The sequence below is a fragment of the Streptomyces sp. NBC_01689 genome (genome assembly GCF_036250675.1).
Lineage (GTDB): Bacteria > Actinomycetota > Actinomycetes > Streptomycetales > Streptomycetaceae > Streptomyces.
In genome coordinates, this window is the sequence record NZ_CP109592.1 from 2,636,077 (window position 1) to 2,651,228 (window position 15,152).

The window sequence follows — 15,152 nt, forward strand, 5'->3', positions numbered from 1 at the left end:
CGGCGGCGGGGCCCCGACCGGCGGGGAGCGCCCCCTGCGCCGAAGGGGTCCCGCTGTGAGCTGTCCGGAGCCGGGCCGACGCGGCGGGGCCCGCCGGGCGGCCGGACGCCGCACGGGCTCCGCCCTTCCCGCCGCGCGCGCGGTGCGGGTCCGGCCGCGCGCGGCCACGACTCCCCGGGCCGCTGCGTGAGCCTTCGGTGCGGCGAGCCGGTGCGCGGCGCCCGACGTCGCCGGGCGCTTCCCCCCGCACGGCCGCGCTTCCCTCCGCACGACCGGCCCGTGCGCGGCGTCCGAGGGCGGCCTCGGCGGGCTCAGCCGGTGCTGAAGCTCACCTGCTCGACGGCGACGACCGTGCCCAGCCGGGGGAAGTCGAGGCGGACGGAGGCCTCGTGCTCGGCGGCGGTGAGGGCGGCCATCGCGTCCTCGGCGAAGACCAGGTCGTAGCCGAGGTCTCCGGCGGCGCGGGCGGTGGACTCGACCCCCAGGTTGGTGGCGATCCCGCCGAACACCAGGGTGGAGACGCCGCGTTCCCGCAGCCGCGCGTCGAGGCCGGTGCCCTGGAATCCGCCGATGGACCGCTTGACGATCTCCAGGTCCCCCTGCGCGGCGAGGCCGGCGACCAGACCGCTGCCCGGCGGCTGTTCGGCCACCCCGGGCCGTTCGACCCGGACCAGGACGACGAGCGCGCCCGCCTTGCGGAAGACGGTCGCCAGCTCCTCGGCGGCGGAGAGGACTGCGGTGCCGTCGCGCGGCTCCACGGGCAGCCCGACGATACGGTCCATCAGATCCACGAGCACCAGGGCGCTGCGCGCGGGATCGAGGGCGAGGCGGGGTGCGGTTTCGGGTGCGGTCATGACGGAACGTTAGCCGCCCCTGGCTGTCCGTACCGGAAATCCGGATCAACCAGCCCGTGAACTGATCCCGTTCGGCCCTCGGACCGAGGGCCCCTCGCGCCCGGTGAACCCCCAAAATCTGGCGTGAACACGACCGGTGCCTGCGGCTTGTGGGGTGCTCAGGGGCCCAAGTAGCCTCTGTGGCCCGCACATCGGACGTGGGATGTCGGACGTCCGATGTCAGCCTCCGGATCACCCTGATCGCCCAGCCGCAGGAAGGGCAGGTCGCACCATGCCGTCAAGCCTCCGCGCTCGTCTGAGATCCACCGCGGCAGCCGCCCTCACGGCCGCCCTCACCGCGGCCGCGCTGATCGCGCTGCCCGGCCCGGCCGGGGCCCAACAGGCCACCGCTCCGGCCGAGTTCGAGCAGCAGGTGCTCTTCAAGGCGGCCCAGGACCCGGGCTACGCCTGTTTCCGCATCCCCGCCGTCGTCCGGACGCCGCGGGGCACCCTGCTGGCGTTCGCCGAGGGACGCGTCCACGACTGCGGTGACGCGGGCGACATCGACATCGTCGTCAAGCGGTCGACGGACGGCGGCCGGACCTGGGGCCCGCTCCAGGTCGTGAACGAGGGCGCGGGTGACACGCACGGCAACCCCGCGCCCGTCGTGGACGCGCGGACCGGCCGTGTGGTGCTGGCCGAGACGTACAACACGGGCCGTACGGACGGCCGCAGTTGTGACGTCCCCTGTGACCGCACCCCGCATCTGCAGTACAGCGACGACGACGGTCTCAGCTGGTCGGCGCCGAGGGACCTGAGCGACGAGATCCTCCCGCCGGAGTGGAACTCCTGGTACGCCACCGGTCCCGTGCACGGCATCCAGCTGACCCGCGGCCGGCACACCGGACGCCTGGTCTTCGGCGTCAACACCGAGACGTGGGACGGCAGCCGGGTGACCGCCAACAACGCCGCCCTCATCACCAGCGACGACGGCGGGAGCCACTGGCGGATCGGCGCCACCGACTCGTGGCCCATCGCCGACGACGGCACCTTCCGCCAGAAGCCGTCCGAACTGACGCTCACCCAGCGGACCGACGGCGCCGTGCTCGTCAGCGGGCGCGAGCAGGACGGCACCGATCTCGGCCACCGCACCCAGGCCGTCAGCCGGGACGGCGGCGACACCTTCACCGCCCCCTTCCGCGACCTCCCGGACCTCTACGCGCCCCAGGTACAGGGTTCCGTCCTGCGCCTGGACGACCGGATGCTGCTGGCCTGCCCCGGCGATCCCGACCGCCGCAGGACCATGATGATCCGTTCCTCCTACGACGGGGGCCGCACCTGGGACAGCGTGGACCGCGGCACGGTCGTCACCACGGACTGGTCCGGCTACTCGGACCTGACCCGGATCGACGGCGACACCGTGGGACTGCTGTACGAGGGCGGCGCGGTCGACGCGCGCGACGAGATCCGCTTCGCCCGCTTCACCGAGAGCCGGCTCACGCCACGCCGGGGACCGGACCCCACGACGGCCGACCTCGCCCCGCGCACCGCACGGGCCGCGGTGCTCGGCGGCCCCCGCGCGACGACGGGCGTCCTGGGCGGCGCCCTGGAGTTCGACGGCGCCGATGACGCCGTACGGCTGCCGTACCAGGACCGTCTGCCCCTCGGCGCCGAGGACTTCACCGCGTCCCTGTGGTTCCGCTACACGGCGACCACCGGGGAGCAGCCGCTGCTGTGGATGGGCGGGATCGGCACCACGCAGCCGCAGGTGTGGATGCGCGCGGAGCCCGCGTCCGACCGGATCACCGCGCTGATCACCACCCGCAACGGCGCGACGCCCCCGGCCACCGCGTCGGTACGCCTCCCGGGCGCCCGCGACGACGGCCGGTGGCACCACCTCGTGCTGCGCCGCGACAGGAGCGCCGGGCTGCTCACGCTCTTCGTCGACGGTACGTCGGTGAGCGCCGCGGACGTGCCCGGATCGGTCAGCCGCAACTCGCCGTTCGGAGTGCATGTGGGACAACGGATGGACAGCCGGGCCTACTTCACCGGGGCGATCGACGAGGTACAGGTCTACGACCGGGCGTTGAGCGACGCGGAGCTGTCCGCACCTCCGGACCGGAAGGCGGGCCGGGACGCCGTCCTGTACCTGCCTCTGGACGATGTGCGCGGCGGCCGCTGACCACGCCTGCCCGTCCGTGCACGACGCCGCGTCCGCACGGCACCGCTCACGCGGGACGACGGCTTCGGCCGCGGCCGTCCGCCGGGCGCGGTCCGCCGCCCTGCCCGCGCCCGACGGGGAGGGCGGCGGCGCGTACGGGTCACGGCGGTGGCGGGGGCGCCCTCAGCCGGAGCGTCGCGCCGTACCGACCGCGGGGCGCGGGCCCGTGCCCCGGTCCCGGTCGGCGTCCGCCCCCCGGGTCCGCGCGTCCCCGGTCCCGTCGGCGGCCGCGGTCGTCTCGGCGGCTTCGACGGCTTCGGGGTCGCGGGCACGGCGTTTGGCGATCACCGCGCACACCATGAGCTGCATCTGGTGGAAGAGCATCAGCGGCAGCACCGCGAGCGAGGCGTGCGCGCCGAACAGCACACTGGCCATGGGGAGCCCGGACGCGAGGGACTTCTTCGACCCGGCGAACTGGATCGCGATCCGGTCCCCCCGGCCGAAGCGCAGCGCCTTCCCGCCGTACCAGGTCAGCGCCAGCATGACCGCGAGCAGCAGGGCCTCCACCAGCAGCAGCCCGGCCAGCCGGACCACGCTGACCTGGTGCCAGATGCCCTGCACCATGCCCTCGCTGAACGCCGTGTAGACGACCAGCAGGATCGAGCCGCGGTCGACGTGGCCGAGCACCTTCTTGTGCCGTGCGATGAACCCGCCGATCCAGCGCCGCAGCAGCTGCCCGGCGAGGAACGGCACCAGCAGCTGCAGCACGATCTTGACCAGCGAGTCCGCGGAGAACCCGCCGCCGCTGCCGCCGAGCAGGACCGCCGCGAGCAGCGGGGTGACGACGATGCCCGCGAGGGAGGAGAACGATCCGGCGCAGATGGCGGCGGGCACATTGCCGCGGGCGATGGAGGTGAAGGCGATCGACGACTGGATCGTCGAGGGGACGAGGGTCAGGAACAGCAGACCGGTGTAGAGGTCGTGGGTCAGGAACACCGGTTCCAGCCCGCGCGCGGCGAGCCCGAGCAGCGGGAAGACGACGAAGGTGCAGGCCAGCACGGTGATGTGGAGTCGCCAGTGCCTGAGTCCGTCCAGCGCCTCCCGGGTGGAGAGGCGGGCGCCGTACAGGAAGAAGAGGAAGGCGATCGCCGCCGTGGACGCGCCCGACGCGACCTCGGCGCCCGCGCCCCGCGCCGGAAGGAGGGCCGCGAGGCCCACCGTCCCGAGCAACAGCAGGATGTAGGGGTCGATCGGCATCCAACTCGGCCACTGCAGGCGTTTCACGGTGCTCCACTGCTCGCTTGTCGTTGATCGTCCGCCGAGGCGGGTCGTGCCCTCTCCATCGTCCTCCTCGCTTCCGTGATCGGGAATCCGTCATACCGTTCTGACTGTCATCATGATCCGCGATAGCCTGGACGGATGTACGACCCGTCCCAGCTGCGTACCTTCCTCGCGGTGGCCCAAACGCTGAGCTTCACCCAGGCGGCCCGGCGGCTGGGGCTGCGCCAGTCGACGGTCAGCCAGCACGTGCGCCGGCTGGAGGACGCCACCGGACGGCAGCTGTTCTCGCGCGACACGCACTCGGTGGAGCTCACGGTGGACGGCGAGGCGATGCTGGGCTTCGCGCGCCGCATCCTGGAGGTGCACGAACAGGCGACCTCGTTCTTCGCGGGCACCCGGCTGCGCGGCCGCCTGCGTTTCGGTGTCTCCGAGGACTTCGTACTGACCCGGCTGCCGGAGGTCCTGGAGGGGTTCCGGTACGACCATCCCGAAGTGGATCTGGAGCTGACGGTCGAGCTGTCCGGCACCCTGCACGAGCGGCTCGCCGCGGGCAGGCTGGATCTGGTGCTGGCCAAGCGGCGGCCCGAGGACCCGCGCGGCGAACTGGTCCGGCGTGACCGCCTGGTCTGGATCGGCGCGGAACGCCTGCGGCTCGACCCCGACCGCCCGGTTCCGCTGATCGTCTACCCGCCCCCGGGCATCACCCGCGCCCGGGCCCTGGAGGCGCTGGACCGCCAGGGCCGTCCCTGGCGCATCGCCTGCACGAGCGGCAGCCTGAACGCCCTGGTCGCTGCGGCCCGGGCGGGTCTCGGCGTGATGGCCCACTCCCGGGGGCTCGTACCGGCCGGCCTGGTCACGGTCCCGGAACGGGCGGGGCTGCCGGAGCTCGGCGAGGTCGACTTCGTCCTGGTGCACGGAGAGCGCCAGGCCGCGGCCCAGGAGGCGGCGGACGCGCTGGCGGCGGCCATCCTGGGCGGCGGGGACCGGCTGCACGGAAGCCACGCGGGGAGCCGGGACCGGGCGCACGGAGACCGGGCCGGGACCCGGGACCGGCCGCGGGGGGACCGGGTGGGGACCCGGGGCCGCCCGTCGTCCGCGGCGGGCTGACACGGCCGTCATTCGCCCTCCGGCCCGCGCGTCGGCAGGATGGGGCCATGACCGAGATCCACACCCCCCGTCTGCTGCTCCGCCGCTGGCTGGACGACGACCTTGTCCCCCTGTCCGAGATCCACTCCGACCCCGAGGTGATGCGGTGGATCGGCGACGGCTCGACGCGTTCCGCGGAGCAGACCGCCGAGGACATCGAGGCCTGGGAGGAGGAGTGGGACGAGGAGGGGTTCGGGATCTTCGCCGTCGAACTCCTGGGCTCCGGGGAGCTGGCCGGGGCCGTCGGACTCCACCTGGCCGACGCCCCGCCCGGGATCGCGGGCGAGGTGGCGATCTGCTGGCGCCTCGGACGGGCGTTCTGGGGGCAGGGATACGCGTCGGAGGCGGCCCACGGCGCGCTGGAGTTCGCCCTGCAGGACCGCGGCCTCGACCGGATCGTCGCCGTGTGCCGGACCGGGGACACCGCGTCCACGAACGTGCTGGCCAAGCTGGACATGCGTCCGGAGGGCACCGCGCAGGACCCGGACCACGGGCACGACCTGCGGGTGTTCGGGATCGACCTGACGGAGTTCCAGGGGTAGACCACCTCGCGGGGCCGCCCGCGGGCGGCCCCGCGGGCGGCCCGTGGAGCACCCCCGCCGGCCGTTCGGCGGGGAGCCGTCGTCCGGTCCCGGCACCCCGTCGACCGCCCGGCGGGGTGCCAATCGCACGGGTGCCCGCCCCACGGCTGGCCGTGGCCCGGCACCCCGCACGAAGCCGACAGAACCGGCACTCGGAACCAGCCGCCGGGCGGCCGCCGGGTCGTACAGATTCCGTGGAGATTACGGGATCGAAACCTACGGAGCCGTAAGGGATTCTGTCCGTCCCTTCCCCATGTGCGGGCATTTCCGTGGCTGACCTGTGCGGACGGCGCGTGCGCCCCCGCTCCGACGCCCCTCCCGCCCCGCGGTCCGTTGGGGTAGCTTTCACGGCGCTGTGCGGAGCGCCACTAGGAGCGGGATTGCGCGAGTTCACCAACCCTCCGTCGGCGTCGGCGCCGCCGGTGGGCGGCCTGGCCGACGTCGTGTTCGACCATGCCCGGGAGGATCCGCTGCACATCGCGCTCGGCCGCAAGGACGAGCAGGGCCGGTGGCGCGACGTGACGTCGGCCGAGTTCCGTGACGAGGTCCTCGCCCTGGCCAAGGGACTGCTCGCGCAGGGCATCCGGTTCGGTGACCGGATCGCGATCATGTGCCCCACGCGCTACGAGTGGACCCTCTTCGACTTCGCGTTGTGGACGATCGGCGCGCAGGTCGTGCCCGTCTACCCGACCTCCTCCGCCGAACAGGTCTTCTGGATGCTGCACGACGCGCAGGTCTCGGCGATCATGGTGGAGCACGAGGACCACGCGATGACGGTCGCCACCGTCGTCGACCGGCTGCCGATGCTGCACAAGCTCTGGCAGCTCGACGCGGGCGCGGTGCAGGAGCTGTACGAGGCGGGCGCGCACCTGGACGACGAGGTCGTGCACCGGCACCGGCGCGCGGTCACACCGGAGTCCATCGCGACGATCATCTACACCTCGGGCACCACCGGACGCCCCAAGGGCTGTGTCCTCTCGCACGCCAATTTCATGTTCGAGGCGGACACCGTCATCGAACGCTGGGAGCCGGTCTTCCACTCGCGGCGCGGCGACGAGGCCGCCACGCTGCTCTTCCTGCCGCTCGCGCACGTCTTCGGGCGGATGGTGCAGGTCGCGGCGGTCCGCGGCAAGGTCAAATTCGGCCACCAGCCGCAGCTCAACGCGTCGGCCCTGCTGCCGGACCTGGCCGCGTTCCGGCCGACCTTCTTCCTCGCGGTGCCGTACATCTTCGAGAAGGTCTTCAACGCCGCCCGCCGCAAGGCCGAGAAGGAGGGCAGGTCGGGACCCTTCGAGAAGGCGGTCGAGGTCGCCGTGCGCTACGCGGACGCGATCGAGGAGAAGGCCTGGGGCATCGGACCCGGCCCCTCGGCGGCCCTGCGGGTGCAGCACCAGTTCTTCGACAAGGTCGTCTACTCCAAGGTGCGCGCCGCGATGGGCGGCCGGGTCAGACACGCGATGTCCGGCGGCTCGGCCATGGACCGGCGGCTCGGGCTGTTCTTCGCGGGCGCCGGGGTCGTCGTGTACGAGGGGTACGGGCTCACCGAGTCCACCGCGGCCGCCACCGCGAACCCGCCCGAGCGCACCCGTTTCGGCACCGTCGGCCAGGCGATCCCCGGCACCACCGTGCACATCGCGGACGACGGCGAGGTCTGGCTGAACGGCGGGAACGTCTTCCAGGGGTATCTCAACGACCCCAAAGCCACCGACGCGACCCTGCACGACGGCTGGCTCGCCACCGGTGACCTGGGCTCCCTCGACGACGACGGCTACCTCACCATCACCGGGCGCAAGAAGGAGATCCTGGTGACCTCCGGCGGCAAGAGCGTCTCGCCGGGCGTCCTGGAGGAGCGGGTGCGCGATCATCCGCTGGTCGCGCAGTGCATCGTCGTCGGCAACGACCGGCCGTACATCGCGGCGCTCGTCACGCTCGACGCGGAGGCCGTCGAGCACTGGCTCCAGATGCGGGGCAAGCCGTCGCTGTCCACTGCCGACCTGGTCCACGACCCGGACCTGGAGACCGAGGTGCGGCGGGCGGTGGTCGCGGCGAACACCCTCGTCTCACAGGCCGAGTCGATCCGCACCTTCCGGATACTCGCCCACCAGTTCAGCGAGGAGCACGGGCTGCTGACGCCGTCGCTGAAGCTGAAGCGGAAGGCGATCGAGAACGCGTACTCGGCCGAGGTGGACGCGCTGTACCAGGCGTAGGGACTCCTCGGAGCCGATGCCGGCCGAGGACCAGGGTGCGACCCGATGCCCGCCCCGGACCGGATGCGCCCGGGCCCCGGACCGGGACCCGGGTCCGTCCGTCCGCCCCGTCACACCCTGCGCTCGTTTCCGGCCAATCTCCGGACACCGCCGCCGATTCGCCGGGAATCAGCCGGTCAGGAATGCATCAGGGCCGATGATCGTTGACCATGGCAGTACCACCCGACAACCGAAGGATCGAGAGCTCGTGAGCAAGGTCCCCCCGATCATCCTGAACAACGGTGCCGAGATGCCGCAGCTCGGCTTCGGCGTCTGGCAGGTCCCGGACGACGAGGCGGAGCGAGCGGTCGCCACGGCACTGCGGAACGGTTACCGCAGCATCGACACGGCGGCGATCTACGGCAACGAGGAGGGCACCGGCAAGGCGATCGCCTCCTCCGGCATCGCCCGCGAAGACCTCTTCGTCACCACCAAGCTCTGGAACGGCGACCAGGGGTACGACACGACGCTGCGCGCGTTCGACGCCTCCCTGGAGAAGCTCGGCCTGGAGTACGTCGACCTGTACCTGATCCACTGGCCCCTGCCCTCCCGGGACCGTTACGTCGACACGTACCGCGCCTTCGAGAAGATCCACGCAGACGGCCGCGCCAAGGCCATCGGCACCTCCAACTTCCTTCCGGAACACCTGGAGAGGCTGATCGAGGAGACGTCCGTCATCCCGGCCGTCAACCAGATCGAGCTGCACCCGCACCTCCAGCAGCGCGCGGCCCGTGAGTTCCACGCCGAGCAGGGCATCGCCACCGAGGCCTGGTCCCCGCTCGGGCAGGGCAAGGGCCTCCTGGAGGTTCCGGCGATCATCGCCATCGCGCAGAAGCACGGCCGCACCCCGGCGCAGATCGTGCTCCGCTGGCACATCCAGCTGGGCAACGTCGTGATCCCCAAGTCCGTGACCCCCGCCCGGATCGCCGAGAACATCGACGTGTTCGGTTTCTCCCTGGACGCCGAGGACATCGCGGCGATCAGCGCACTGAACGAGGACCGCCGCCTGGGTCCCGACCCGGCCACCTTCGACGTGGGCTGACCGGCCCCGATCCGCCGAAGGCCCGGACACGCCCCGCGTGTCCGGGCCTTCGGCGTTCCGACCCCCTGAACCGGCGTCAGCCCCCGGAACGCGCCGAGATCCGCGCACCGGACCGGACCGACCGCGCCCAAGGCCTTGACGAGGTCATGCAAACAGGGCCACCTTGTACGGCAACCCGGTAAGGAAACTTTCCTAACAGAGGGGTCCCCCACATGCGTTCTCGCACACTGACTCTCGCGGCCGTCGCCGGTGCCGCGCTCCTCGCCACCGCCGCGCTGCCGGCCACCGCCGCCCCGTCCCGCACCGTGTCCCCGGCCTCCGCCCAGGAGGGCTCGGTCAGCGCGTCCGCCCTGCTCGCCAAGGTGACGTCCTGTTCCCAGATATCGAGCGGGAAGTACAAGACCGACGACGAGACCTCGGCCACCGTCCCCGTGTGCGGCAAGAACGGTGCCGTGTTCTGGAAGGCCGACATGGACATCGACTGCGACGGCCAGGTCACCGCGCAGTGCAACGGCGACGCCGACCCCTGGTTCCAGGACGACACCGCCTTCCACCAGTCCGACGGCAAGCCGCTGCGCGCCGAGTCCCTGCCGTACGTCGTGGTGCCCAGCACCAGCAGCATCTGGAAGTACACCAGTTACGGGATCAAGGGCGGCGGGGTCGTCGCGGTCGTCTACAACAACAAGGTCGAGTACGCCGTCGTGGGCGACACCGGTCCGACGCAGATCATCGGTGAGGCCTCGTACGCCACGGCCAAGGCCCTCGGCATCGACCCCGACCCGGAGACCGGCGGCGCGGACTCCGGCGTGACGTACATCCTGTTCAAGAACTCGCAGGTCTCGCCGATCGAGAGTCACACCGCGGCCGTGTCGCTCGGTGACTCCCTGGCGAAGCAGTTCCTCCAGAACAACTGAGGCCTGCTCAGGTCCGGCGGGTGGGCGCGGGTGTCGTGGGCCGGTGCGGCGCCCACCCGTCGAGCACGTACGGATCACCGGCCCGGCCCCCGACCGGGCCTCCCCCACGGGTCACCGCCCCGTCCGGTGACCCGTGACGACCCGTCCGTGTCACTCCGGCTTCACCGCGACGTGCACCGTGTGGGCCGTCAGCACGAACACGTCCGGGCGGTGGTGCACGCTCGCCTCGTCCCGCGGGTCGAGGAGCCGGCCGAGGGTGACGAGGTCGTCCGGGTCGAGCCCGTCCGCGAGGGTGTCGCGCAGGCGGGTGAGAGCCGTCACGACGAAGGCTCGCCCCTCGTCCGACAGCGGAGCGGGAAGATCGACGAGGAAGGTGCGGCTCGCCGTGTGACGCAGACCGGCCGCCGCCATCAGGGCGGGCCAATCCTCGGTCTCCGCCACCGCCCCGGGCAGCCCGGCCCGCATCCCCTCGAACCTCTCGTCGTGGACCACGTCGATCCGTGACTGCAGACCGGGGCGGCCGACACCGAAGTCGCGCGGCAGGTAGCGCGGCGGCAGACCGCCCTCCAGGAGGGCGAGGACGCCGCCCGGCGCGAGGGCGCCGGCGAACCCGGCGAGTGCCGCGCCCTGGTCCCCGACGTGGTGCAGGGACCTGCTGGCCCAGAGCAGATCGGCCGGGTGCGCCACGCCGCCCAGCCCTTCGGCGAGGTCGGCCCGCAGCGTGCCGAAGCGGTCGGCCACACCGAGCCGGCCCGCGCGGGCGTACGCGCGCTCCAGCAGGGAATCCACGGAGTCCACGGCGACGACGCGCGCCGCGGGGAAAGCGTCCGCGAGGAGACAGGAGACGACACCGGGGCCACTGCCCGCGTCCACTATCAGCCCCGGCTCGGGGCACTGCTCCCGCAGCCAGGCCGCCGCCTCGGCGTACAACGGGCTGAACAGTTCCGCCTCCTGCTCCAGCAGGCCGGCCATCTCCCCGAAGTCCATGTGGTCGTGGTCGTGGGCGTGCCGGGGGGCCTCCCCCAGCGGGTGCCGACGGGTGTGCTCGTGGCTGGTGCCGTGGTGCGGGTCGTGGTCGTACGCCATGGTGGTCGGCCTCTCGTCCGGGTGGAGCACAGCGTGCTCCACGACTCCCGGAAACGGCCAACGACGTTGCTCGAACGGCAAAATGGACCGGCCGCCGGAAATTCCGGTGCGCTCGGGGCGGCCCGTCCCGGACCATGGGCCCCATGGACGACGAGACGCTGGTGGAACGGTTCCTCGAGGACGGGTTCGTGAGGATCGAGGGCGCCTTCCCGCCGCGCGTCGCCGAGGACGGTGCGCGGCTGCTGTGGAAGGAGACGGGGTACGACCCGGACGACCCCGGCACCTGGCGGGACCCGGTGTGCTGGGTGAGCAGCATGGCGCAGGGTCCGTTCGCCGCCGCCGCCAACTCCCCCGTCCTGCACCGGGCCTTCGACCTGCTGGTCGGCGAGCGCCGCTGGCAGCCGCGGTACGCGCTGGGCAGCTTCCCGCTCCGCTTCCCGCACCCGGACGAGCCGGACGACGCGGGCTGGCACATCGAGGGCAGCCATCTCCCCGACGGCGAGTCGCTCTTCCACACCGACCTCACCTCCCGGGGCCGGGCGCTGCTGATGCTCTTCCTGTTCAGTGAGGTCACCGAGGAGGACGCCCCGACGCGAGTCCGGGTGGGCTCGCACCTCGACGTACCGCCGGTCCTGGAGCCGTACGGCGAGAAGGGTGCCTCGTTCCTCGAACTCGGCCCGAAGGTGGCCGAGGCGTCGGCGCACCGCCCCCTCGCCCTGGCGACCGGCCGGCCCGGGGACGTGTACCTCTGTCACCCGTTCCTGGTCCACGCGGCGCAGCCGCACCACGGCACGCGCCCGCGTCTCATGGCACAGCCGCCCCTGTACCCGACGGCCCCCCACGAGCTGGAGCGCGCGGACGGCGGCTACTCGCCGGTGGAGACCGCGATCCGCCGGGGACTGGCCGCGAAGGCCTGACCCCGCGCCGCATCGCCCGGTCACGGCGTCTCCCTGTCACGGCGCGACCCGGTCGGCGGCCGGTCCGCGTCACCCGGTCACGGGGTCCCCGGCGCCGGGCAGGTGTCCCTCAGGACGGTCGCGGCGTCCGGTCACGGCCGGGTCGGGCGGGTTCCGGGTGTACAGACGGGCGAGCGCGCCGGCCGTCCGGGCGATCCGGTCCCGCAGTTCGGCGGGCTCCAGCACCTCGACCGCGGCTCCGTGGACGAGGAACGCGTCATGGGCACGGTCGACGGACTCGATCGGGACGGTGACCCGGGTCCAGCCGTCCGCCTCCCGCTCACCGCCGGAGGCCAGTGCCTCGCCCGCCGCACCGGTGAGCCGGGTTCCCGGCGCCACCCGGAGCACCGCCTCGCCCCGGTGCAGCCGCTCGTGGAAGTCCCGCCGGTACGCCGTCCAGTAGGCCGCCAGGTCGAAGTCCCCGGGGCGGGTGAACTCCTCGTCGCACGGGTCGAGCCGGAGGATCTGGTCGACGCGGAAGGTGCGCGGCCCCGGTCCCGCGACCACGTACCAGCGGCCCGCCTTCAGGACCAGGCCGTACGGCTCCAGACGGCGCCGCACGTCGGTGGGTTCGCGCCACCGCCGGTACAGGACGCTCAGGACGCGTCCGTTCCGGACGGCGTCGGCCACAGCCGGAAGGTACGGGGTGTCGTCGGCGTCCGCGTACCAGCCCGGTGCGTCGAGGTGGAAGCGGTCACTGATCCGGTCGGCGTGCGCGCGGAGCTCCCGCGGCAGGGCGGCACGGACCTTCAGCCGGGCGGCGGCGAGGAAGCCGCCGAGTCCCAGTTCGGCGGCGGGACCGGGCACGCCCGCGAGGAAGAGTGCCTCGGCCTCGCCGGCCGTGAGTCCGGTGAGCCGGGTGCGGTAGCCGTCCAGGAGGCGGTAGCCGCCCGCGTGGCCCGCCTCCCCGTAGAGGGGGATCCCGGCCGCGTGCAACGCCTCCACGTCCCGGTAGACGGTCCGCACCGAGACCTCCAGCTCCTCGGCGAGCTGGGCGGCGGTCATCCGCTCGCGGGTCTGCAGCAGCAGAAGAATGGACACCAGACGGCTGGACTTCACTGACACAGGATGTCAGTGGACCGGTTCTACCGTCCTGCCATGACCTCGACAACTCCCGCGCGCCCGGCGACCGCCACGCGTCCGCCCCTTGCGGCGCCCGCCCTGAGCCCCCCGAACACGACGAACCCCCCGCGGGCCACGGGCCCGGCGCACCCGACGTCCCCCGCCACCACCGGTTTCAGGGAGAAACTGCTGACCGTGCCGCCGCCCGCTGAGGTGGCCGGGCGGTGGATCAAGCGCTATCACGTCACGGCGGACCCGGCGGGCATCGCACCGGAGGTCGAGGCGGCGGCGTACGCGTTGCTGCCGGAGCTCCTGCCCGAACCGGACGGCACCCCGCCGGCGGCCTTCGTCGTCCTGCACCGGGGCGGCGACGACGGCGCCTACCTCAACGCGTACAGCTGGGTGTGGGACAACGTGCTGCACTTCCGGGGCGCGGCGGCGGGCCAGCCCGTGCTCGGCTGTCCGGACCGGGACCCCACCCACTTCGGCACCGTCGCGATGCCCTGGATCGGCTGCGTCTGGGAGTTGCCGCCGATCCTGCACGAACGCGACGCCTGGGTCCGGCACCTGCTCGCGCCGGAGGTCCCCGATCTCGCCGCGTACCTCGCCGACTCGCTCCCCGCCGGCACGACGGGAGACCGTCGATGAGCGGTCCGCACGACTTCGACTTCCTGCACGGCGACTGGGACGTGCGCAACCGGCGCCTGGTGGACTTCCTCGACGACCGCGGCGGCTGGGAGGAGTTCCCGGCCACCGGTCGCTGCTGGAGTCTGTTCGACGGGGCCGCGAACGTCGACGAGCTGACGGTGCCTGGTCAGGGCTGGAAGGGGCTCACCCTGCGGCTGTTCGACCCGGAGGCGCGGGTGTGGTCGCTGAACTGGTCCTCCAGCCGGAGCGGGAAGCTGTTCCCGCCGGTGACCGGGGCGTTCGGGAGCGACGGACGCGGGGTGTTCCACGGCGACGACACGTACGCCGGCGAGGACGTCCGGGTGCGGTTCGTGTGGTCGGGGATCTCGGCCGGCACGGCCCGTTGGGAGCAGGCCTTCTCCGTGGACGGGGGGAGCACCTGGGTGACCAACCGGGTCATGGAGTTCACCCGGCCGGCGCCTTCCTGAACGCCCGTAGCGCGAAGCGCGGTTCGGCGCGCGGGACGTCCTGGCCGGGCAGCGCTTCGAGCAGCGTGACGAAGTGCTCCGTGAGCGGATCGCCGGGCGGCAGGCGGGTGAACCAGCCGCGCCTCAGGTCCGCCACGGTGCCGCGCGGACTGCGGCCCTGCCCGTGGCCGCGGAACCGGCTCCGGCCGGCCGGCACGAGGCCGTGCTCTCCCGCGTACGCGGTCACCCGGTCCGCCGCGTCCCTGGCGGACCGGCGCGGCCGGGGGGCGAGTACCGCGTCGATGTCGCTGCCGACATCGTGCGCCGCGGCCTTGTCGACGGTGGTGACGTACACCCCGCCCGGGCGCAGCACCCGTGCGCATTCGGCGACGATGTCCCGGACGTCCGCGCCGCTGTCGGGCAGGTGCAGCAGCCACACGCTGGTGACCGCGTCGAACGTGGCGTCCGCGAAGGGCAGTCGGCGGCTGTCCGCGCGTATCACCGAGCCCGGGAGCCGGGCCGCGGCCAGCCGGGTCATGCTGTGGGCGGCGTCCACCCCGGTCACCCGTGACCAGGGGCGTGCGCCGGCGAGGCGGCGGGTGACCGTTCCGGTTCCGCAGGCCGTGTCGAGCAGGGTGCGGGCGTCCTCCGGGACGAGGCCGAGCACCGCCTTCGCGGCGGCCTCGGCGCGGGGTTCGCCGCCGCGGCCGGCGTCGTACGCGGCCGCCTCCTTCTCGTAGTCCAGCATGG

The 15,152-nt window shown here is 73.0% G+C and carries 14 protein-coding genes; 9 read left to right on the forward strand and 5 right to left on the reverse strand.

Annotated features, from left to right (window positions below):
* Positions 1-311: 311 nt before the first annotated feature.
* Complete coding sequence (locus tag OG776_RS11200; protein WP_148012979.1) at positions 312-854, reverse strand: isochorismatase family protein; 543 nt, start codon at positions 852-854, stop codon at positions 312-314.
* Positions 855-1,125: 271 nt separating this feature from the next.
* Here OG776_RS11200 and OG776_RS11205 point away from each other — a divergent pair, with 271 nt between their 5' ends.
* Positions 1,126-3,015, forward strand: a complete 1,890-nt coding sequence (locus OG776_RS11205) for an exo-alpha-sialidase (protein ID WP_329320383.1) — start codon at positions 1,126-1,128, stop codon at positions 3,013-3,015.
* Positions 3,016-3,177: 162 nt separating this feature from the next.
* Here OG776_RS11205 and OG776_RS11210 read toward each other — a convergent pair whose 3' ends face one another.
* The gene (locus OG776_RS11210; protein ID WP_148012981.1) at positions 3,178-4,278 is read right to left on the reverse strand and encodes a bile acid:sodium symporter family protein; all 1,101 of its coding nucleotides are present in this window, start codon (positions 4,276-4,278) and stop codon (positions 3,178-3,180) included.
* A gap of 135 nt (positions 4,279-4,413) precedes the next feature.
* Here OG776_RS11210 and OG776_RS11215 point away from each other — a divergent pair, with 135 nt between their 5' ends.
* The 5 genes from OG776_RS11215 (at position 4,414) to OG776_RS11235 (ending at position 10,204) form a co-directional block, all read left to right on the forward strand.
* Entirely contained in the window at positions 4,414-5,382 is a 969-nt protein-coding gene (locus OG776_RS11215) for a LysR substrate-binding domain-containing protein (RefSeq protein ID WP_148012982.1), read from the forward strand.
* A 47-nt stretch (positions 5,383-5,429) separates the two neighbouring features.
* The gene (locus tag OG776_RS11220; RefSeq protein WP_329320386.1) at positions 5,430-5,963 is read left to right on the forward strand and encodes a GNAT family N-acetyltransferase; all 534 of its coding nucleotides are present in this window, start codon (positions 5,430-5,432) and stop codon (positions 5,961-5,963) included.
* A gap of 419 nt (positions 5,964-6,382) precedes the next feature.
* On the forward strand, positions 6,383-8,209 hold the full coding sequence (locus tag OG776_RS11225; RefSeq protein WP_148012984.1) for an AMP-dependent synthetase/ligase: 1,827 nt from the start codon (positions 6,383-6,385) through the stop codon (positions 8,207-8,209).
* A 289-nt stretch (positions 8,210-8,498) separates the two neighbouring features.
* Positions 8,499-9,290, forward strand: coding sequence for an aldo/keto reductase (locus OG776_RS11230; protein WP_261994938.1), 792 nt, complete (start codon positions 8,499-8,501; stop codon positions 9,288-9,290).
* A gap of 212 nt (positions 9,291-9,502) precedes the next feature.
* Complete coding sequence (locus OG776_RS11235) at positions 9,503-10,204, forward strand: glycoside hydrolase family 75 protein (protein WP_148012986.1); 702 nt, start codon at positions 9,503-9,505, stop codon at positions 10,202-10,204.
* A gap of 150 nt (positions 10,205-10,354) precedes the next feature.
* Here the strand turns inward: OG776_RS11235 and OG776_RS11240 are convergent, their stop codons facing one another.
* A complete protein-coding gene (locus OG776_RS11240; RefSeq protein ID WP_148013289.1) occupies positions 10,355-11,290 on the reverse strand; it encodes a class I SAM-dependent methyltransferase in 936 nt (311 codons plus the stop codon).
* Between the two features lie 143 nt (positions 11,291-11,433).
* Here OG776_RS11240 and OG776_RS11245 point away from each other — a divergent pair, with 143 nt between their 5' ends.
* Positions 11,434-12,207: a phytanoyl-CoA dioxygenase family protein gene (locus OG776_RS11245; protein WP_187285947.1), complete on the forward strand. Its 774-nt coding sequence runs from the start codon at positions 11,434-11,436 to the stop codon at positions 12,205-12,207.
* 69 nt (positions 12,208-12,276) lie between these two features.
* Here the strand turns inward: OG776_RS11245 and OG776_RS11250 are convergent, their stop codons facing one another.
* On the reverse strand, positions 12,277-13,305 hold the full coding sequence (locus OG776_RS11250) for a helix-turn-helix transcriptional regulator (RefSeq protein WP_329320394.1): 1,029 nt from the start codon (positions 13,303-13,305) through the stop codon (positions 12,277-12,279).
* Positions 13,306-13,503: 198 nt separating this feature from the next.
* Between OG776_RS11250 and OG776_RS11255 the strand changes: the two genes are divergently transcribed.
* Positions 13,504-13,956, forward strand: a complete 453-nt coding sequence (locus tag OG776_RS11255; protein WP_148012988.1) for a hypothetical protein — start codon at positions 13,504-13,506, stop codon at positions 13,954-13,956.
* Positions 13,953-14,423 carry a hypothetical protein gene (locus OG776_RS11260; protein WP_329320396.1) on the forward strand — a complete coding sequence of 157 codons (471 nt, stop codon included), beginning with the start codon at positions 13,953-13,955 and terminating at the stop codon, positions 14,421-14,423. Before OG776_RS11255 ends, OG776_RS11260 begins: the two co-directional genes overlap by 4 nt.
* Here the strand turns inward: OG776_RS11260 and OG776_RS11265 are convergent.
* Positions 14,401-15,150, reverse strand: a complete 750-nt coding sequence (locus tag OG776_RS11265; RefSeq protein ID WP_148012989.1) for a class I SAM-dependent methyltransferase — start codon at positions 15,148-15,150, stop codon at positions 14,401-14,403. The genes OG776_RS11260 and OG776_RS11265 overlap by 23 nt on opposite strands.
* Positions 15,151-15,152 lie beyond the last annotated feature (2 nt).